This is a genomic window from Klebsiella sp. 141161 (genome assembly GCF_050600815.1).
Classification (GTDB): Bacteria; Pseudomonadota; Gammaproteobacteria; order Enterobacterales; family Enterobacteriaceae; genus Klebsiella; species Klebsiella aerogenes.
This window is the reverse complement of the sequence record NZ_JAQIRN010000001.1, coordinates 712,494-732,914: the sequence shown is the minus strand read 5'-3', so window position 1 is coordinate 732,914 and position 20,421 is coordinate 712,494. Positions and strand designations below refer to the sequence as shown.

The following is a 20,421-nucleotide window of genomic DNA, read 5'->3' as shown; positions in this document are numbered from 1 at the left end:
TCCTCCCTGACATAATCACTGTCCAAATAACCAGGGGGCAACGTGATCGACGATTTTGCAGCAGACGGCCAGCTGGCCATGGCGATACCGGGATTTAAGCCGCGCGAGCCGCAGCGCCAGATGGCGGTAGCGGTGAGTGAGGCCATTGAAGCCTCCCGGCCGCTGGTGGTGGAAGCAGGGACCGGCACCGGTAAAACCTACGCGTATCTGGCGCCCGCGCTGCGTGCGAAGAAAAAGGTGATCATCTCCACGGGTTCGAAAGCGCTGCAGGATCAGCTCTACAGCCGCGATCTACCGACCGTTGCTAAAGCGCTTAAATTCACTGGCAAACTGGCGTTGTTAAAAGGGCGCTCAAACTACCTGTGCCTTGAACGCCTTGAGCAGCAGGCGCTGGCGGGCGGCGATCTGCCGGTACAAACGTTAAGTGACGTTATTCTTCTGCGCTCCTGGTCTAATCAGACGCAGGATGGCGATATCAGCACCTGCGCCAGCGTCGCCGAAGATTCTCAGGCCTGGCCGCTGGTCACCAGCACCAACGATAACTGTCTCGGCAGCGACTGCCCGTTATACAAAGATTGTTTTGTGGTTAAAGCGCGTAAGAAGGCGATGGATGCTGACGTGGTGGTGGTCAACCATCACCTGTTTCTTGCCGATATGGTGGTAAAAGAGAGCGGCTTTGCCGAACTGATCCCCGAAGCGGAAGTGATGATCTTCGATGAAGCCCATCAGTTGCCGGATATCGCCAGCCAGTATTTTGGCCAGTCGCTCTCCAGCCGCCAGCTGCTGGATTTGGCCAAAGACATTACCATTGCCTACCGTACCGAACTGAAAGATACCCAACAGCTGCAAAAATGCGCCGATCGTCTGGCGCAAAGCGCGCAGGATTTTCGGCTGCAGTTGGGCGATCCGGGCTATCGCGGCAACCTGCGCGAACTGCTGGCGGACAGCCACATTCAGCGCGCGCTGCTGCTGCTCGATGACGCGCTTGAACTGTGTTACGACGTCGCCAAACTCTCCCTTGGCCGTTCGGCGCTGCTCGACGCCGCCTTTGAGCGCGCGACGCTCTACCGTGGCCGCCTGAAGCGGCTCAAGGAGATCAATCAGCCTGGCTATAGCTACTGGTATGAATGCACGTCGCGTCATTTTACCCTCGCCTTGACGCCGTTAACGGTGGCAGAGAAGTTTAAAGAGGTAATGGCGCAAAAATCGGGGAGCTGGATCTTTACCTCGGCGACGCTGTCGGTGAATGACGATCTCCACCACTTTACCGCTCGTCTCGGCATTGATGACGCGCAGACGCTGCTGTTGCCCAGCCCATTTGATTATCAGCATCAGGCGCTGCTCTGCGTACCGCGTAACCTACCGCTACCGAATCAGCCTGGCGCTGCCCGTCATCTGGCGGCAATGTTGAAACCCTTGATTGAGGCCAACGATGGACGCTGCTTCATGCTCTGCACCTCGCATGCCATGATGCGCGATCTGGCTGAGCAGTTCCGCGCCACCATGACGCTGCCGGTACTGCTGCAGGGAGAGACCAGCAAAGGCCAACTGCTGCAGCAGTTTGTTAGCGCCGGCAATGCGCTATTAGTGGCGACCAGTAGCTTCTGGGAAGGAGTTGACGTGCGCGGTGACGCGCTGTCGCTGGTGATTATCGATAAGCTGCCGTTTACCTCGCCGGACGATCCGCTGCTCAAAGCGCGAATGGAAGATTGCCGCCTGCGCGGCGGCGACCCGTTCGATGAAGTTCAGTTGCCGGATGCCGTCATTACCCTCAAACAAGGCGTGGGGCGCCTGATCCGCGATATTGACGATCGCGGCGTTCTGGTTATCTGTGACAACCGGCTGGTGATGCGCCCCTATGGCGCCGTGTTCCTGGCCAGCCTGCCACCCGCGCCGCGGACCCGTGATATCCGCCGGGCGGTACGCTTTCTCGCCGTGCCGCCGGCAAGGTAATCCGTCGCAAAATGTGGTAAGCTGCGCGCCATTTTGTTAATCAGCTATCCCCAATGGATTTCGGGCGGTGCGGCGGCGGTGAGTCCGTCAGCCGATGAATTTACCGCCCTAAAACCTGGATTATGTAACGAGAGCGTGACCACCCATGCGAATTTTGGCTATCGATACCGCCACGGAGGCGTGCTCCGCGGCGCTGTGGAATGATGGCGCCCTGAGCGCCCATTTTGAAATTTGTCCCCGCGAACACACCCAACGTATCCTGCCTCTGGTGCAGGAGGTCCTCACTGAAAGCGGCACTACGCTGAATGAACTTGACGCGCTGGCCTTTGGCCGCGGTCCGGGCAGCTTTACCGGCGTACGTATTGGTATCGGCATTGCGCAAGGACTGGCGCTGGGCGCTGAGCTGCCGATGATCGGCGTTTCTACGCTGGCGACGATGGCGCAGGGCGCGTGGCGCAAAACTGGCGCTACTCGCGTGCTGGCGGCCATCGATGCGCGTATGGGAGAAGTGTACTGGGCTGAGTATCAGCGCGACGAAAATGGCGTCTGGCACGGTGAAGAAACTGAAGCGGTTCTCAAACCGGCTGCGGTTGCCGAACGCCTGGCGCTGCTTTCTGGCGAATGGGCTACCGTCGGCACCGGCTGGCAGGCGTGGCCGGATCTGGCGAAAGAGAGCGGGCTGATTTTAAGCAGCGGCGAGATTGAACTGCCGGTGGCTGAAGATATGCTGCCGCTGGCCATTCATCTGTTGGCGGCAGGAAAAACCGTGGCCGTTGAGCATGCGGAACCAGTTTATTTGCGAAACGAAGTGGCGTGGAAGAAACTTCCTGGCCGCGAGTGAATCTCAGTAGAGAGAAGACTGAGAGAAGGAGTCGCATCATGGCGGGTCAAAAACAGGGCGTCCGTTGGCTGTTAGCCGCGGCGGTTGCCGTTGCGCTAAGCGGTTGCGTGTCGGTGCCGGATGTTATTAAAGGCACCAGCTCTACGCCGCAACAGGATTTAGTGCGGGTGATGAACGCGCCGCAGCTGTATATCGGCCAGGAAGCGCGTTTTGGCGGTAAGGTTGTCAACGTGCAGAATCAGCAGGGGAAAACCCGCTTAGAAATTGCCACCGTACCGCTGGATAGCGGCGCGCGGCCGGAACTGGGCGAACCTTCACGCGGCCGTATCCTCGCCGACGTGAGCGGTTTCCTTGACCCGGTCGATTTCCGCGGCCAGCTGGTAACCGTGGTTGGGCCGATTAGCGGCGTTGTCGACGGTAAAGTTGGCGCAACGCCGTATAAATTCATGTTGATGAATGCCACCGGCTATAAACGCTGGAACGTGGTGCAGCAGGTGGTGATGCCGCCGCAGCCCATTGACCCGTGGATGCTCGGCCCGCGCCCATGGGGCTACGGATACGGCGGCTGGGGTTGGTATAACCCGGGCCCGGCAGAGGTCAGAAACGTCGTAACGGAATGATTTTGTTGTTTTTATAATGGAATAGAAACAGCGGCTAGCCCGCTGTTTCGTGTTTTTTAGTCTCATAAGAAAAATAAATAGTGACGCGCTTCGCAACCTGAAAAACGCCTAATTAATAAACTGGTACGCTGAGTTAATATAATGTTAACAAAATGTTTGTTGATCAGGGGCTGTGATGACGACGAATAACTATTTCAGAGGTGAAGCAGTGAAAAAGGTTTGGCTAAACCGTTATCCCGCCGATGTTCCGGCGGAGATAAATCCTGACCGCTATCAATCCCTGGTTGAATTGTTTGAGCACGCTACTACCCGTTATGCCGATCAGCCGGCATTTATCAACATGGGCGAGGTGATGACCTACCGTAAGCTGGAAGAGCGCAGCCGCGCTTTCGCCGCTTATCTCCAGCAAGGATTAGGGCTACAGAAGGGCGATCGCGTCGCGCTGATGATGCCTAACCTGCTGCAATATCCGGTGGCGCTGTTTGGGATCCTGCGTGCCGGAATGATTGCCGTCAACGTTAACCCGCTGTATACCCCGCGCGAACTGGAGCACCAGCTCAATGACAGCGGCGCGGCGGCGATTGTGATCGTTTCCAACTTCGCACATACCCTGGAGAAAGTAGTCGATAAAACCCAGGTAAAACACGTCATCCTGACGCGAATGGGCGACCAGCTCTCTACCGCCAAAGGGACGTTAGTCAACTTTGTGGTGAAGTACATTAAGCGGCTGGTGCCGAAATATCATCTACCGGACGCCATCTCATTTCGCAGCGCCCTGCAGCATGGCTACCGTATGCAGTACGTGAAGCCGGAAATCGTCGCGGACGATCTTGCCTTCCTGCAGTACACCGGCGGTACCACCGGCGTGGCGAAAGGGGCGATGCTGACCCATCGCAATATGCTGGCTAACCTTGAACAGGTGAATGCGACCTACGGTCCGCTACTGCACCGTGGTAAAGAGCTGGTAGTGACCGCGCTGCCGCTGTACCACATCTTCGCCTTGACCATGAACTGCCTGCTGTTTATCGAACTCGGCGGGCAGAACCTGCTGATTACCAATCCGCGCGACATTCCGGGCCTGGTAAAAGAGCTGGCAAAATATCCCTTCACCGCGATGACCGGGGTGAATACCTTGTTTAACGCGCTCTTGAACAATAAAGAATTCCAGCAGCTTGATTTCTCTTCACTGCATCTTTCCGCCGGCGGCGGCATGCCGGTGCAGCAGGTGGTAGCGGAGCGCTGGGTGAAACTGACGGGTCAGTATCTGCTGGAGGGCTACGGCCTGACGGAGTGCTCGCCGCTGGTGAGCGTCAACCCGCATGATATCGACTACCACAGCGGAAGCATCGGCCTGCCGGTGCCCTCGACCGAAGCTAAGCTGGTCGATGATGACGATAATGAAGTCGCGCCGGGTGAGCCGGGCGAGCTTTGCATCAAAGGGCCGCAGGTGATGCTGGGCTACTGGCAGCGTCCGGATGCCACCGATGAAATCATTAAAGATGGCTGGCTCCATACCGGCGATATCGCGGTGATGGATGATGAAGGCTTCCTGCGCATCGTCGATCGCAAAAAAGACATGATTCTGGTTTCCGGTTTTAACGTCTATCCGAATGAAATCGAAGATGTTGTGATGCAGCACGCCGGCGTACAGGAAGTGGCCGCCGTCGGCGTACCGTCCGGCAGCAGCGGCGAAGCGGTAAAAATTTTCGTGGTGAAGAAAGATGCCGCGTTAACCGAAGAAGCGCTGATTACTTTCTGCCGTCGCCATTTGACCGGCTACAAAGTACCGAAGCTGGTGGAGTTCCGTGACGAGCTACCGAAATCCAACGTCGGAAAAATTTTACGACGAGAACTGCGTGACGAAGCCCGTGCTAAAGTAGACAATAAAGGCTAAGTAACGAGTGAGTCGCCAGGCGCCGGCGAAGCCGGCGTCAAGATTACAGACAAAGAAGGAAAAAGCGTGGTTTTTCCTTCTTTGTGGTTATCAGCCGAAAATCAATAAATTGATTTTCCTTGTTATTTGTCTGGTGCAATCTGCAAGCCCAACGATTGCATGAGGTTTGTCATTAATCTCGCGCCGGCTAAGCCGGCGTTTTTTATGGGCGCAAGTTAAGAGAGTATGATTTGAACTATCAGATGATCACCACCGACGATGGCCTGCGCGCTATCTGTGAAGCGGCAAGCACGGCACCCGCGGTTGCGCTGGATACTGAGTTTGTTCGCACCCGCACCTACTACCCGCAGCTTGGTTTGCTGCAGCTGTTCGACGGCAAACAGGTTTCTCTGATCGATCCGTTGACCATCAACGACTGGGCGCCGATGCGCGAGCTGCTGCTCAACCAGGATGTCACCAAATACCTGCATGCGGGCAGCGAAGATTTAGAAGTCTTCCTCAACGCGTTCAACCTGATGCCGCAGCCGCTTATCGACACCCAGATTCTGGCCGCCTTCTGCGGGCGCCCGATGTCGTGGGGTTTCGCTTCAATGGTTGAAGAGTATTCCGGCGTTGCGCTGGACAAAAGCGAATCACGCACCGATTGGCTGGCCCGTCCGTTGACCGAGCGTCAGTGCGAATATGCGGCCGCCGATGTCTGGTATCTGTTGCCGATAGCCAGCAAATTAATGGCGGAAACCGACCACGCGGGCTGGCTGCCGGCCGCGTTAAACGAGTGCCACCTGATGCAGCAGCGCCGTCAGGAAGTCCTTGACCCGGCGGATGCGTGGCGGGAAATCGGTAACGCCTGGCAACTGCGTACGCGTCAGCTGGGCTGCCTGCAGTTGCTGGCGGAGTGGCGTCTGCGCAAAGCGCGCGAGCGTAACCTGGCGGTGAACTTTGTGGTACGCGAAGAGCATCTATGGAGCGTGGCGCGCTATATGCCGACCAGCCTCGGCGAACTTGATAGCCTCGGTTTATCCGGGAGCGAAATTCGCTTCCATGGTAAGACGCTGATTAGCCTGGTTGAGAAAGCGCAGGCCTTGCCGGAATCGGCGCTGCCTGAGCCGCTGCAAAACCTGATCGATATGCCGGGGTACCGCAAAGCCTTTAAAGATATTAAAGCGCTGGTACAGGAAGTGAGCGCCGAGAAGGGGGTGAGCGCCGAACTGCTGGCGTCGCGCCGCCAGATCAACCAACTGCTGAACTGGCACTGGCAGCTGAAAACGAAAAACGGCGAGCCAGAGCTGGTTTCCGGCTGGCGTGGTGAATTGATGGCCGATCGTCTGAAAGCGCTGCTCAACGACTATCCTCGCTAGCGCCGGGCGCTATTCAGGCCATAAAAAACCGGCCGCGCGTGGCGTGGCCGGTTTTTTTAATCCTACGGCGAGATGCCGTTAATAAGACAACAGGGTCAGGGTTTCGACTCTTCAGCTTCTGGCAGGGTCACGTTCAGCTCGAGAATCGAAATATCACCATCGCGCTGTTCCAGCTGTACGCTGACCATCTCAGGATCTATCTGTACGTATTTACAGATGACCTCCAGGATATCTTTGCGCAGCTGCGGCAGGTAATGTGGCTCCGCGTCGCCGCGGCGGCGCTCCGCGACGATGATTTGCAGGCGTTCTTTCGCAATGTTAGCCGTGTTCTTTTTTCGCGAGAGAAAAAAGTCGAGTAATGCCATAATTTATCCTCCGAACAGGCGTTTGAGGAAACCTTTCTTCTCTTCTTCTATGAAGCGGAAAGGACGTTCTTCTCCGAGCAGACGATCCACAGTATCCGCATAGGCTTTACCCGCATCTGAAACGGTATCCAGAATGACCGGCTCGCCCTGGTTCGATGCGCGCAGCACGGACTGATCTTCCGGGATCACGCCCACCAGATTGATGCGCAGAATTTCCAGCACGTCTTCCATGCTCAGCATGTCGCCTTTGTTCACGCGGCCTGGGTTGTAGCGCGTCAGCAGCAGGTGCTCTTTGATCGGCTCGTCGCCATTTTCCGCGCGGCGGGATTTGGAGGCCAGAATGCCAAGGATACGGTCGGAGTCACGCACGGAGGAGACTTCCGGGTTAGTGGTGATGATGGCTTCGTCAGCGAAGTACAGCGCCATCAGCGCGCCGGTTTCGATGCCCGCAGGGGAGTCGCAGACAATAAAATCGAAATCCATCTTTTTCAGTTCTTCAAGAACTTTATCTACGCCTTCGCGGGTCAGCGCGTCTTTATCACGGGTCTGAGAAGCCGGAAGGATATAGAGATTTTCAGTACGCTTATCTTTGATTAGCGCCTGATTGAGAGTGGCATCGCCCTGGATAACGTTGACGAAGTCATAAACCACCCGACGCTCGCATCCCATAATCAGGTCGAGGTTACGCAGGCCGATATCGAAGTCGATAACGACAGTTTTCTTTCCCTTCTGGGCCAAACCAGTAGCGATGGCCGCGCTGGAGGTGGTCTTACCAACGCCCCCTTTACCCGAAGTCACAACAATAATGCGTGCCATAGAAATTCCTTGTTAAAAAGGGATTAATTGAACGGTTGAATTGTCAAAGCGCCGTCGCCTAAACGCAGGCGCGCCGCTTTGCCATAAAATTCAGCTGGGATGTTATCGCTCAGCCAATATTCCCCTGCGATGGACACCAGTTCCGCCGCGAGGTTAGTACAAAATATTTGGGCATCTCTGTCGCCGCTTGCGCCAGCCAGCGCACGTCCCCGCATCATGCCATACACATGGATGTTACCATCAGCGATAAGTTCCGCGCCGGCACTCACATGGTTTGTAACAATTAGATCACAGTGTGGCGCATAAATGCGCTGACCGGAACGTACCGGCAGATCAATCAAACGCGTTTTTGTGATCGGCGTAGCAACTGGTGGCGGTGCGACGGGTTCCGGCGGCGGCGCCTGACGAACGATTTTCTCTTTTCCTTCCGTCAGTAGCGGGATCCCGGCGCGGTCGATTTCCGTTTTCAGGCGGGAAATTTTACACCCGCTCACGCCCATGATGCGTAAACCGGTGGCGACGATAGCTTCATGCATCGGGCGCCAGTCGACGCTCTCTTCAATACTGCTGATGTTGACCACCACCGGCGCATGACGTAAAAAAGCGGGAGCCTGGGCGATTTTGTCTTCTAACGCCTGACGAATAACCTCGGGATTTGCATCGTGCAAATGAACGACAGATAAGGTGAAGCTACTGCCCTTAAGTTCGATTGGCGTATTTGACATCCTGGCCTTACTCAATTTGCTGTTTATCATCCGCCGAAGTGCGGTGATATTCCGAAGACTAAAAGGCATGTTATAGTCACTCATATATTGAGGCAAGTGACCACGGGTCTAATTCCGAGTAAATCTATGTTTTGTGTGATCTATCGAAGTACTAAACGTGAACAAACCTATTTATATGTCGAAAAAAAGGACGATTTCTCGCGCGTCCCGCCGGAACTAATGGCAAGCTTCGGCACCCCGCAGATGACCATGCTGTTGCCGCTCGACGGGCGCAAGACGCTGGCTAACGCTGACCTCGAGAAAGTAAAACAAGCGCTCGTCGATCAGGGCTATTACCTTCAACTTCCTCCCCCTCCTGAGAATTTACTTAAGAAACACCTCGCGGAACAGGGGAATAAATCCGATTAACCCATTGAGGGAAAATAATGTACCAACATCATAACTGGCAGGGTGAGTTACTGGATTATCCAGTGAGCAAAGTGGTTTGCGTTGGCAGTAATTACGCAAAACATATTAAGGAAATGGGCAGCGCGATGCCGGAGGAACCGGTGCTGTTTATTAAACCTGAAACGGCGCTATGTGATATCCGCCAGCCGTTGGTACTGCCTGAAGGATTGGGATCGGTGCACCATGAGGTTGAACTGGCGGTGCTGATCGGCAGTACGCTGCGCCAGGCCAGCGAAGATCACGTGCGTAAGGCGATTGCCGGTTATGGCGTGGCGTTGGATCTCACCCTGCGTGATATTCAGGGCAAGATGAAAAAGGCCGGACAACCGTGGGAGAAAGCCAAGGGGTTCGATAACGCTTGTCCGATCTCTGGTTTTATCCCTGCCGCCGAGTTCAGCGGCGATCCGCAAAATACGCCGCTAAGCCTGAAGATTAATGGTGAAGTTCGCCAGCAGGGGACGACCGCCGATATGATTCATAAGATCGTACCGCTGATTGCCTATATGTCGCGCTTCTTTACGCTGAAAGCGGGCGATATCATTCTGACCGGGACTCCGGACGGGGTCGGGCCGCTCGCCAGCGGCGATGAGCTGGAAGTCGGCTTCAATGGTTTGACGTTATCCACCCGCGTGCTGTAACGTCCGCTTGCCGCCTTTTGGGGCGGCAAAACTTGCATCGGCGTGCCAGACTGGTTATAAGGTGCACCCTGAATTGTAATGACGGACATCCCAATGAGCGAACAACCTTTCTGGCAACAAAAAACACTGGATGAAATGACCGACGCGGAGTGGGAATCACTGTGCGACGGCTGCGGACAGTGCTGCCTGCATAAGCTAATGGATGAAGATACCGACGAGATTTACTTCACCAACGTCGCCTGCCGTCAGCTCAACATTAAAACCTGCCAGTGCCGTAACTACGAGCGTCGCTTCGAGTACGAACCGGACTGCATCAAACTCACGCGTGATAATCTGCCGACCTTCGAATGGCTGCCTCACACCTGCGCCTATCGCCTGCTGGCGGAAGGTAAAGCGCTGCCGCACTGGCATCCGCTGCTGACCGGTTCTAAGGTGGCGATGCACGGCGAACGTATTTCCGTGCGCCATATTGCGGTTAAAGAGTCTACCGTCGTCGACTGGCAGGACCATATTTTAAACAAACCAGACTGGGCGCAGTAAACTCGTCAAAACACTGAACCGGGCATTCCCTGCCTGCGCGGCCCGGTTCTTTATTCGCATTAATATCCCATCATTCTCAATGCCAGCCAGATAATTCCTGCCCACAATAAAGCGCATGGAAAAATAACAACACTAAGAGAACGCCAGCCGTTTCTACTCATCGGAAACCCCACATTTAAGTCATCATCACCAGGTGCGTTTGGCATTTCATCATCGGCGCGGGGGCGGGGAACTTTAGGAATATTTGTAAAGCAGATGTAGATAAAAATAGACCCGGCGCGATGGCCGGGCTGAGGGGGCGTTGACGAGCTGCCAGGTCTCCCCGGCGCGATGGCTGCTTGCGGCGATCAGATGGGCAGGAAACTCATCATTAAATACGCCACGACAATGCAGATTAGCGTCATATACCAGACTATGCTCATGGTGACTTATCCCATTTCAGACTCAAGAAAGACGAGCCTTTCGGGTAACGACTTTAAACATCCAGATGTCGATGATCAACCGCTTGCGCATCAGAGGATTAGCTTTTCTTTGCGTGGAACAGGCCGTCTTCGCCGTGGGCTTCATCTTCAACCCAGAAGTTAATGTTGAACTGGGCATCATCGCTGAGCTCGATACGATGCCAATATTGCGGCGGGCTGGTGGCGAACTGCCCGGCGTTAATGACGACTTTCACCTCCGGCTCGGTAGCCTGCTCGTCATGAAAACCGTAGTAGGTTACCGTTCCTTCCATAACGCACAGCTGGCCGAAAACGTTAGCGGCAGTATTGTGATGGGTGAGCAGAGCCGCCGGAACATTTTCTTTAGTGAAGAACGGAGTGGAGCGTTTAACTTTCCAGTTAGCTGGGATTCGCAGATGAGACATGGTGAGCTCCTTAGTGGATGCAAATAAGATGCATTTAATATGCAACTTTAAAGAGGCGTCGTCAACTTACAGGCATAAAAAAACGCCCCCGGAGGAGCGTTTACCATTTGGCCGGGTCACTTAACGGCCGAAAAGATCGCGTTTTTTAGCTTTAAATGGCTGAGCGATCAGTACCAGCAGTCCGATAACCAGATAAGCGGCAAAGATGCCTACCAGCCACTGCGGCATTTCCAGCGTCAGGAATTCCCACTGGCGCACGGAACAGTCGCCGGTGGCGACGAATACCTGCGGCAACCATTTATCCAGCGGCAGCCACGTCGGGAAACGCGCAGCGAAATCGCAGGTCTGGAACGGGGAAGGATGCAGCTGAATCATGGTGTGCTCCCATGCTAGCTGCAGACCGCGCAGGGCGCTGTACAGCCAGATCAGCAGCGCGACGTAGCGCAGCGGGGTTTTCGGCGCGATAGCGCCCACCAGACCGGCGCCCATGATGCCAAACAGGGCGCAGCGTTCATAAATACACAACACGCAGGGCTGCAGCAGCATCACGTGCTGGAACCACAGCGCCACTAATTCAAGTATAAAAGCGGTTAACGCCATCAAGAGCCAGGCGCCGCGTCCCCTTGAGCACTGGTTTAAGTATTGCAACATAATCATTTCCCTGGAACATGCTAAATCATGGCAGTGTAAACGAAAACTACCGCGACGCCATCCGCTAGTCGGAAAATATTACGTAAATGAATATTCGTTACCCGGGCGAACCCGGGTAACGGGCCGGGCAATTACGGCAGTATCGGCGTGGTCAACCAGCCGTGGCTGAGCATCCACTGGGTGGCCGGCATTAACAGGGTTTCGACGCACAGCAGGCCGACCAGCGTTAGCACGATGGTATAAGGCAGCGCCATCCACACCATTCTGCCATAAGAGAGGCGGATCAGCGGCGCCAGCGCCGAGGTCAACAGGAACAGAAACGCGGCCTGGCCGTTGGGGGTGGCGACGGAAGGCAGGTTGGTACCAGTGTTAATGGCGACCGCCAGCATTTCAAACTGCTGCAGGCTGATAACGCCATGTTCCAGCGCCGCTTTTGCTTCGTTGATATACACCGTACCGACAAAGACGTTATCGGAGATTGACGACAGCAGGCCGTTAAACAGATAGAACAGCGATAGCTGGGCATGCGGCGATGCCTGCAGGACGAACTCAATCACTGGGGCAAACAGATGCTGATCGATAATCACCGCCACAATGGCAAAAAAGACCGTCAGCAGAGCGGTAAATGGCAGCGCTTCGGTAAAGGCTTTACCGATGGCGTGTTCGTCGGTCACACCGGAGAAGGTGGTTGCCAGCACAATGACAGAGAGGCCAATCAGGCCAACTTCCGCCAGATGCAGGGCGAGGGCGGTAATCAGCCACACGCCGATGATCCCTTGAGCGATAAGGCGCATCCGATCCTGGCGGCTGCGGCTTTGGCGGCTACGGTCGTCGAAATCCTGCAGGACTTTGCGTACCGGGACTGGCAGCGGCTCGCCGTAGCCAAACAGGCGGAATTTTTCCAGCAGCAGGCAGGTTATCAGGCCGCATACGATTACCGGCAGGGTTACCGGCGACATACGGATGAAGAATTCGCCGAAGTGCCAGCCGGCGGCTTTGGCGATAATCAGGTTCTGCGGCTCGCCGACCATGGTCATCACGCCGCCGAGCGCGGTACCGACGCCGGCGTGCATCATCAGGCTGCGTAAAAAGCTGCGGAACTGTTCGAGCACGTCGCGGTAGTGCTGATCGATATGGCTGTCATCAAGCATGTCGTTATCATCAGGGCGCGCGGAGGCGACGCGATGATAAATACCGTAAAAGCCGACCGCTACGCTAATGACCACCGCCACGACGGTGAGCGCGTCGAGGAAGGCGGAGAGAAACGCGGCGGCAACGCAGAAGGCCAGCGACAGCAGCATCTTGCTGCGGATCCCGAGGAGCAGCCGAGTAAAAATAAACAGCAATAGCTGCTTCATGAAATAGATCCCGGCCACCATAAACATCAGCAGCAGCAGGACTTCGAGATTATTGGCTATTTCTTCGCGAATATGTTCGGGGCTGGTCATACCGATCACCACCGCTTCTATCGCCAGCAGGCCGCCTGGTAGAAGAGGGTAGCATTTGAGCGCCATCGCCAGGGTAAAGATAAACTCCACCACTAACAGCCAACCGGCAACAAACGGTTGAAGATAAAACGCCAGCGGGTTAACCACCAGGAAGATAATCAGGAGAAGCTTGTACCAGTCTGGCGACTGGCCAAGAAAATTGCGCCACAGGGCGCGGCCATAAGACATTTCCACGACAGAGGTCCTTCCGTCAAACAATATGATTTTATGCGTAACTATTGCAAGATTACCAGTTGAGCAAAAAGGGAAGCAACTTTCTTCGCGGCGCATTACAGGTAATGGAAGGCGTTAAGCAAAAGCTGAAAATGAAACGGCGATCCCCTTTTAATTACTTTCAGATGCTATCTGGCGTATGGCTGCTCTGGTATGATGAGTGCAAATTGCAACGCTGTGTAATGGAAATCTTACTATGGTCATTAAGGCGCAAAGCCCTGCGGGTTTCGCGGAAGAGTACATCATTGAAAGTATCTGGAATAACCGTTTCCCGCCTGGATCCATTCTCCCTGCTGAACGTGAACTTTCTGAACTGATTGGTGTGACCCGAACCACTCTGCGCGAAGTGTTGCAACGTCTGGCCCGTGATGGCTGGTTGACTATCCAGCACGGTAAACCGACGAAAGTGAACAACTTCTGGGAAACCTCCGGACTGAATATCCTTGAGACGCTGGCGCGCCTCGACCATGATAGCGTGCCGCAGCTGATTGATAACTTGCTGTCGGTGCGTACCAATATCTCAACGATTTTTATTCGTACCGCCTTCCGCCAGCACCCGGACAAAGCGCTGGAGGTACTGGCTACCGCGCGTGAAGTTGAAGATCATGCCGATGCTTTCGCCGAACTGGACTACAACATCTTCCGTGGTCTGGCGTTTGCCTCCGGCAACCCGATCTACGGTCTGATCCTCAACGGCATGAAGGGGCTATATACCCGCATCGGCCGTCACTATTTTGCTAACCCGGAAGCGCGGAGCCTGGCGCTGGGCTTCTATCACCAGTTGGCGAAAGTGTGTGAAGAGAGTCAGCACGATAAAGTGTACGAAATCGTCCGTGCCTATGGTCACAACAGCGGCGAGATCTGGCATCGGATGCAAAAAACGCTGCCCGGCGATTTAGCCATCAATATGCGCTAAGCACGGCCCATAATATAAAAAATGCCCGGATAATCCGGGCATTTTTTCAGCCTTACAGCGCGTTCTGCCGCGGCGGCGTGCGATCCAAAAGCTCAACGCTGCCATCGGCATTCTGCTGTTCAAGGATCACGTCAAAGCCCCACAGGCGGTGAACGTGTTTGAGCACTTCGCGGCGGCTCTTATCCAGCGGCACGCGGTTATGCGGCACATAGCGCAGCGTCAGCGAACGATCGCCGCGCAGGTCAACGTTCCAGACCTGAATATTCGGCTCGAGGTTGCTGAGGTTGTACTGCGCCGACAGCTTAGAACGAATTTCCCGATAACCTTCCTCATTATGAATGGCGGAAATTTCCAGGTAATTGTTGTGGTCGTCATCGAGTACCGTGAATAAGCGGAAATCGCGCATCACCTTCGGCGACAAGAACTGGCTGATAAAGCTCTCATCTTTAAAATCGCGCATGGCGAAATGCAGCGTCTCCAGCCAATCGGAGCCGGCGATATCCGGGAACCAGTAGCGATCCTCTTCCGTAGGCGACTGGCAGATACGCTTAATATCCTGGAACATGGCGAAACCCAGCGCGTAGGGGTTGATCCCGCTGTACCATGGGCTGTTGTAGGGCGGCTGGAACACCACGTTGGTGTGGCTGTGCAGGAACTCCAGCATAAAGCGCTCAGTTACTTTTCCTTCATCATACAGATGATTGAGGATGGTGTAGTGCCAGAACGTCGCCCAGCCCTCGTTCATAACCTGAGTCTGCTTTTGCGGATAAAAATACTGGCTGACTTTACGAACGATACGCAGGATCTCGCGCTGCCACGACTCAAGCAGCGGCGCGTTCTTCTCCATAAAGTACAGCAGGTTCTCCTGCGGTTCGGAAGGATAGCGGCGGCTTGCCTCGATGGCTTTTTCCTCTTCCCGTTTTGGCAGGGTGCGCCACAGCATGTTCACCTGGCTTTGCAGATACTCTTCGCGGCTTTTCTGCCGTGCCTTCTCCTCCTGCAGCGAAATTTTCTGCGGACGTTTGTAGCGGTCGACGCCGTAGTTCATCAGCGCATGGCAGGAGTCGAGCAATTTTTCGACTTCATCGACGCCGTAGCGCTCTTCACATTCGGTAATGTATTTACGCGCGAATATAAGGTAGTCGATGATTGAGCTGGCATCGGTCCAACTGCGGAACAGATAGTTGTTTTTAAAGAAGGAGTTATGCCCATAACAGGCGTGCGCCATCACCAGCGCCTGCATGGTAATCGTGTTCTCCTCCATTAAATAAGCGATACAAGGGTTGGAGTTAATGACTATCTCATAGGCCAGACCTTGCTGGCCGTGTTTATACGCCTGCTCGGTTTCGATAAATTTTTTGCCGAACGACCAGTGCGGATAGTTGATCGGCATCCCGACGCTGGAATAGGCGTCCATCATCTGTTCGGAGGTGATCACCTCGATTTGATGCGGATAGGTATCGAGACGATACAGCTTCGCCACCCGATCGATCTCGGCGAGATAGGTTTCCAGCAGTTCAAAAGTCCAGTCGGGTCCATCGCTTAACCGGGTGGTGTCCCTGTTCATGGAATCAATCGTAGCCATTAGCGCGCCCTCGTTGTTGGTGGTTCTCTCTTTGTGGAGAACCTCTTATCAAGCATAGAACACGCCATAACAAACTGCGTCTGCGGGTAATTTCTTTTCTTCGCGATTTCGCAATCCTAAAGGCCTGGATTTAACATTTACTTAGCATTTTATGCTGAGGAAAAATAAAGCGCAGCACGAGATCGTAAATCTCTGGTGTCAGTGCTGGTGCGGTTTGGTGTGAGATAAGTCACCATAAATAAAGCGTATGTTGAATAATATTTTCATCTGGGTTATCAATTTGTAATTAGATGATTGTTCTTTAACTATTACGGAGTGGCTATGCGAGTCGTCATACTGGGAAGTGGGGTGGTTGGGGTAGCGAGCGCCTGGTATTTAAGCCAGGCGGGACATGAGGTGACGGTTATCGACCGTCAGCCAGGGCCCGCTGAAGAAACCAGCGCCGCCAACGCCGGGCAGATCTCTCCCGGCTACGCGGCGCCGTGGGCGGCGCCGGGCGTGCCGCTGAAGGCGATTAAATGGATGTTCCAGCGCCATGCGCCATTGGCGATTGGCCTTGACGGCACGCAGTTCCAGCTCAAGTGGATGTGGCAGATGCTGCGTAACTGCGATACCCGCCACTATATGGAAAACAAAGGGCGTATGGTGCGCCTGGCGGAATATAGCCGCGATTGCCTGAAAGCGCTGCGTGAAACCACCGGTATCCAGTATGAAGGCCGCCAGGGGGGCACCCTGCAGCTTTTCCGCACCGAAAAACAGTATGAGAACGCCACTCGCGATATCGCCGTGCTGGAAGAGGCCGGCGTGCCGTATCAACTGCTGGAAGCCAACCGCCTGCTGGAAGTTGAACCGGCGCTGGCGGAAGTCAGTCATAAACTGACCGGCGGCCTGCGCCTGCCAAACGATGAAACCGGCGATTGCCAACTCTTCACCACCCGCCTGGCGGCGATGGCCGAGGCGGCAGGGGTGATTTTCCGCTTTAATACCTCCGTCGATGCGCTGCTTTACGAAGGCGATCAAATCGCCGGTGTGAAATGCGGCGAGGAAATTATTAAGGGCGACGCCTACGTGATGGCGTTTGGTTCTTACTCCACCGCGATGCTCAAAGGGCTGGTGGATATCCCGGTCTATCCGCTGAAAGGCTACTCGTTGACTATTCCGATTGCCGAAGAGAGCGGCGCGCCGGTATCGACTATCCTTGATGAGACTTACAAAATCGCGATTACCCGTTTCGATAAGCGTATTCGCGTTGGCGGGATGGCGGAAATTGTCGGCTTTAATAAAGAGCTGCTGAAGCCGCGCCGCGAGACGCTGGAGATGGTGGTTCGCGATCTGTTCCCGCGCGGCGGCTACGTTGAGCAGGCCACCTTCTGGACCGGCCTGCGGCCGATGACGCCGGATGGTACGCCGGTGGTTGGCCGTACGCCGTACAAAAACCTGTGGCTGAACACCGGGCACGGTACGTTGGGCTGGACCATGGCCTGCGGGTCCGGGCAGCTTCTGAGCGACCTGATCTCCGGGCGTACGCCGGCGATCCCTTATGATGATCTGGCCGTGGCGCGTTACAGCCCGGGCTTTACGTCGGCTCGCGCTCAGCATCTGCACGGCGTGCATAACTAAGGAGCCTCCATGTCTCGTCCGGTAAAAGCCAGCATTGATCTGTCGGCTTTACGTCAGAATTTACAGATTGTTCGCCGCGCCGCCCCTGGGGCACGCGTTTGGGCGGTGGTGAAGGCGAATGCCTATGGCCACGGCCTGGCGCGGATGTGGCAGGCGCTAAACGCCGCAGATGGATACGCATTGCTCAATCTCGAAGAGGCAATCTTGCTGCGGGAAAAGGGCTGGAAAGGACCGATTCTACTGCTGGAAGGGTTCTTTCACGCCGATGAACTGGCGCTGCTTGATAAGTATCGTCTGACCACCAGCGTACACAGCAACTGGCAAATTAAAGCCCTGCAGCAGGCTAAACTGCATGCGCCGCTGGATATCTATCTTAAAGTGAATAGCGGTATGAATAGGCTGGGATTTATGCCCGAGCGAGTGCATACCGTCTGGCAACAGCTGCGATCGCTCGCCAACGTCGGTGAAATGACGCTGATGTCGCATTTCGCTGATGCGGAAAACCCGGAGGGCATCGCGGAGCCCATGCGCCGTATCGAGCAGGCGGCGGAGGGGCTGGACTGCCCGCGTTCGTTGTCGAACTCAGCGGCAACGCTGTGGCATCCGGAAGCGCACTTTGATTGGGTGCGTCCGGGAATTGTGCTGTATGGCGCATCGCCGTCGGGTCAGTGGCGGGATATTGCCAATAGCGGCCTGAAAGCGGCGATGACCCTCAGCAGTGAAGTGATTGCCGTACAGACGCTGAAAAGCGGCGAACGGGTGGGCTATGGTGGGCTGTATCAGGCATCCGGCGAGCAGCGCATCGGCATTGTCGCCTGCGGTTATGCCGACGGCTATCCGCGCGTCGCCCCGAGCGGCACGCCGGTGCTGGTCGACGGCGTACGCACCACCACCGTCGGGCGTGTTTCGATGGATATGTTGGCGGTAGATTTGACGCCTTGCCCGCATGCGGGTATTGGCGCGCCGGTCGAGTTATGGGGACAGGAGATTAAGATTGACGATGTCGCTGCGGCCAGCGGCACCGTCGGTTATGAATTAATGTGCGCCCTGGCGCCACGCGTGCCGGTAGTGACGGTGTAACTTTGTGTGAGGCGGATCACTCCGCCTCATCTTCCGCGACCCGCACACCCACCTTCAGTACGTGATCGTCCTCTTTTTCCGCGACCGTCCACACCATACCGGCAAACTCCACCTGATCGCCAACGACCGGCGCGGCGCCCAACAGCTGCTGAATCACATCTCCCAGCGACTGCTGATGCTCGCGAAACTCTTCACCGCCGTCGAGGCCATAAATCTGCGCCACATCGGCGAATTTAGCTTCCGCATCGAGGATGAAGTCGCCAAAGAACCGCTGATCGAGCGAGACCGGCGGCGACTGGCTGAACATTTTACCCAGCGCCGGCAGGTCGCGCTCGCGGCCGATAACACAAAGAATATCACCATCCATCAGCCGCGTGCTGCCGGTAGGATGCAGCAGTACGTTGTCGCGGAAGAGTGCCGCGATGCGCGTCTCCGGCGGCATGTGGAGGTCGCGCAACGCTGCGCCAACGCACCATTTATCATCACCCAGCTGGTACACAAATTGCTCCCACGGATTTTCCGGATGGATATCCAAACCGACGCGAGAGATAGGCCAGCCGACCGGCGGTACCACGACCTTCGCTTTTTTCGCCGCCCAGGACAGTGAGGTTCCCTGTAATAGCAGTGAAATCAACACCACGAAAAAGGCGACGTTAAAGAACAGCCGCGCGTTCTCAAGCCCGGCCATCATCGGGAAAACGGCGAGGATAATCGGCACCGCGCCGCGCAATCCGACCCAGCTGATAAACACTCGCTCGCGCAGATTAAAACCGCGGAACGGCAGCAGGCCGGCGAATACCGACAGCGGACGCGCGATGAAGATCATCCACATAGACAGCAGTAGCGCCGGAATCGCGATCGGCCACAGGTCGGACGGCGTCACCAGCAGGCCGAGGACGAGGAACATGGCGATTTGCGCCAGCCACGCCAGGCCGTCAAAGTTTTGCAGAATGCCGTGGCGGTTGCGAATAGGTTTATTACCGAGCAGGAAACCGCAGAGATAGACCGCGAGGATACCGCTCCCATTCAGGGAGGTGGTGACGGCGAAAATCATGATCCCGCCGCTTAGCGCCAGCAGGGGATAGAGCCCGGTGGGCAGAACAATACGGTTAATCATCTGCAGCAGCAGATAACCGCCGCCGAGACCAATAGCGATGCCCAGGCCAAACTGTTGAATGATATGCACCACAAACATCCAGCTCAGTCCTGCTTCGTGCTGTTGGATCATCTCAATCAGGGTAATGGTGAGGAATACCGCCATCGGGTCGTTACTGCCGGATTCAATTTCGAGGGTCGAGCCAACGCGCTCGTTAAGCCCTTTACCGCCGAGCAGCGAGAACACCGCCGCCGCATCGGTGGAGCCGACGATGGCGCCAATCAGCAGCCCTTCGATTAAATCGAGCTTGAACAGCCATGCCGCCATCATTCCGGTGAGGGCGGAGGTTATCAGCACGCCGACCGTCGCCAGCGACAGCGCGGGCCAGAGCGCGACGCGAAACGAACTGGCCTGGGTGCGCATCCCGCCGTCCAGCAGGATCACCGCCAGCGCGAGGTTACTCACCATATAGGCGAAAGGATAGTTATCGAAAGGAATGCCGCCGATACCGTCAACGCCTGCCAGCATACCGATGGCGAGGAAGATAACCAGAATCGGGATGCCGAGGCGCGAGGAGAAAGAACTCAATAAAATACTGCAGGTTACTAAAACAGAACCCAGGATAAACAGACTAATGACCGCAGCGGCGTCCAATGTTCACGTACTCCTTGTCAGCGTGAAGGGGTGAAA

At 55.6% G+C, this 20,421-nt stretch carries 19 protein-coding genes; 11 read left to right on the top strand and 8 right to left on the bottom strand.

Annotated elements, in window-relative coordinates; genetic code table 11:
* The first annotated feature begins 42 nt into the window (after positions 1-42).
* The 5 genes from PGR79_RS03485 (at position 43) to rnd (ending at position 6,666) form a co-directional block, all read left to right on the top strand.
* A complete protein-coding gene (locus PGR79_RS03485) occupies positions 43-1,953 on the top strand; it encodes an ATP-dependent DNA helicase (protein ID WP_087860571.1) in 1,911 nt (636 codons plus the stop codon).
* Between the two features lie 145 nt (positions 1,954-2,098).
* Complete coding sequence (gene tsaB, locus PGR79_RS03480; RefSeq protein WP_113373587.1) at positions 2,099-2,794, top strand: tRNA (adenosine(37)-N6)-threonylcarbamoyltransferase complex dimerization subunit type 1 TsaB; 696 nt, start codon at positions 2,099-2,101, stop codon at positions 2,792-2,794.
* Positions 2,795-2,832: 38 nt separating this feature from the next.
* Positions 2,833-3,414: a Slp family lipoprotein gene (locus tag PGR79_RS03475; RefSeq protein ID WP_113373588.1), complete on the top strand. Its 582-nt coding sequence runs from the start codon at positions 2,833-2,835 to the stop codon at positions 3,412-3,414.
* Positions 3,415-3,622: 208 nt separating this feature from the next.
* On the top strand, positions 3,623-5,308 hold the full coding sequence (fadD, locus tag PGR79_RS03470; protein WP_087860573.1) for a long-chain-fatty-acid--CoA ligase FadD: 1,686 nt from the start codon (positions 3,623-3,625) through the stop codon (positions 5,306-5,308).
* 242 nt (positions 5,309-5,550) lie between these two features.
* Entirely contained in the window at positions 5,551-6,666 is a 1,116-nt protein-coding gene (gene rnd, locus PGR79_RS03465) for a ribonuclease D (RefSeq protein ID WP_162750170.1), read from the top strand.
* Between the two features lie 95 nt (positions 6,667-6,761).
* Here the strand turns inward: rnd and minE are convergent, their stop codons facing one another.
* Genes minE through minC form a run of 3 tightly spaced genes read right to left on the bottom strand, consistent with a single transcriptional unit; the run spans position 6,762 to position 8,572 of the window.
* Positions 6,762-7,031 (bottom strand): cell division topological specificity factor MinE, encoded by a 270-nt coding sequence (gene minE, locus PGR79_RS03460; RefSeq protein WP_015366053.1) that lies wholly within the window; start codon positions 7,029-7,031, stop codon positions 6,762-6,764.
* A gap of 3 nt (positions 7,032-7,034) precedes the next feature.
* Positions 7,035-7,847: a septum site-determining protein MinD gene (gene minD / locus PGR79_RS03455; protein ID WP_015366054.1), complete on the bottom strand. Its 813-nt coding sequence runs from the start codon at positions 7,845-7,847 to the stop codon at positions 7,035-7,037.
* A gap of 23 nt (positions 7,848-7,870) precedes the next feature.
* A complete protein-coding gene (minC, locus tag PGR79_RS03450) occupies positions 7,871-8,572 on the bottom strand; it encodes a septum site-determining protein MinC (protein ID WP_087860575.1) in 702 nt (233 codons plus the stop codon).
* Positions 8,573-8,698: 126 nt separating this feature from the next.
* On the opposite strand from minC, the gene PGR79_RS03445 reads away from it, so the two are divergent.
* The 3 genes from PGR79_RS03445 (at position 8,699) to PGR79_RS03435 (ending at position 10,197) form a co-directional block, all read left to right on the top strand.
* Positions 8,699-8,980: a YcgL domain-containing protein gene (locus PGR79_RS03445; protein ID WP_026612271.1), complete on the top strand. Its 282-nt coding sequence runs from the start codon at positions 8,699-8,701 to the stop codon at positions 8,978-8,980.
* Between the two features lie 17 nt (positions 8,981-8,997).
* On the top strand, positions 8,998-9,657 hold the full coding sequence (locus tag PGR79_RS03440; RefSeq protein WP_087860576.1) for a fumarylacetoacetate hydrolase family protein: 660 nt from the start codon (positions 8,998-9,000) through the stop codon (positions 9,655-9,657).
* Between the two features lie 93 nt (positions 9,658-9,750).
* Positions 9,751-10,197: a YcgN family cysteine cluster protein gene (locus PGR79_RS03435; protein ID WP_015366058.1), complete on the top strand. Its 447-nt coding sequence runs from the start codon at positions 9,751-9,753 to the stop codon at positions 10,195-10,197.
* Between the two features lie 520 nt (positions 10,198-10,717).
* Here the strand turns inward: PGR79_RS03435 and PGR79_RS03430 are convergent.
* From PGR79_RS03430 to nhaB, 3 genes are all read right to left on the bottom strand, one after another.
* Entirely contained in the window at positions 10,718-11,062 is a 345-nt protein-coding gene (locus tag PGR79_RS03430; protein WP_087860627.1) for a DUF1971 domain-containing protein, read from the bottom strand.
* Positions 11,063-11,182: 120 nt separating this feature from the next.
* On the bottom strand, positions 11,183-11,713 hold the full coding sequence (gene dsbB / locus PGR79_RS03425) for a disulfide bond formation protein DsbB (protein ID WP_015705844.1): 531 nt from the start codon (positions 11,711-11,713) through the stop codon (positions 11,183-11,185).
* A 131-nt stretch (positions 11,714-11,844) separates the two neighbouring features.
* Entirely contained in the window at positions 11,845-13,395 is a 1,551-nt protein-coding gene (gene nhaB, locus PGR79_RS03420) for a sodium/proton antiporter NhaB (RefSeq protein ID WP_113373590.1), read from the bottom strand.
* 235 nt (positions 13,396-13,630) lie between these two features.
* Between nhaB and fadR the strand changes: the two genes are divergently transcribed.
* The gene (gene fadR, locus PGR79_RS03415) at positions 13,631-14,350 is read left to right on the top strand and encodes a fatty acid metabolism transcriptional regulator FadR (protein WP_045390428.1); all 720 of its coding nucleotides are present in this window, start codon (positions 13,631-13,633) and stop codon (positions 14,348-14,350) included.
* 52 nt (positions 14,351-14,402) lie between these two features.
* Here fadR and PGR79_RS03410 read toward each other — a convergent pair whose 3' ends face one another.
* Complete coding sequence (locus tag PGR79_RS03410; protein WP_113373591.1) at positions 14,403-15,935, bottom strand: SpoVR family protein; 1,533 nt, start codon at positions 15,933-15,935, stop codon at positions 14,403-14,405.
* A gap of 321 nt (positions 15,936-16,256) precedes the next feature.
* Here PGR79_RS03410 and PGR79_RS03405 point away from each other — a divergent pair, with 321 nt between their 5' ends.
* Both PGR79_RS03405 and dadX read left to right on the top strand, forming a co-directional pair.
* Positions 16,257-17,555, top strand: coding sequence for a D-amino acid dehydrogenase (locus tag PGR79_RS03405; protein ID WP_430921072.1), 1,299 nt, complete (start codon positions 16,257-16,259; stop codon positions 17,553-17,555).
* 9 nt (positions 17,556-17,564) lie between these two features.
* Positions 17,565-18,635 carry a catabolic alanine racemase DadX gene (gene dadX / locus PGR79_RS03400; RefSeq protein ID WP_113373593.1) on the top strand — a complete coding sequence of 357 codons (1,071 nt, stop codon included), beginning with the start codon at positions 17,565-17,567 and terminating at the stop codon, positions 18,633-18,635.
* Between the two features lie 16 nt (positions 18,636-18,651).
* Here the strand turns inward: dadX and PGR79_RS03395 are convergent, their stop codons facing one another.
* Positions 18,652-20,385, bottom strand: a complete 1,734-nt coding sequence (locus PGR79_RS03395; protein WP_015366069.1) for a potassium/proton antiporter — start codon at positions 20,383-20,385, stop codon at positions 18,652-18,654.
* Positions 20,386-20,421 lie beyond the last annotated feature (36 nt).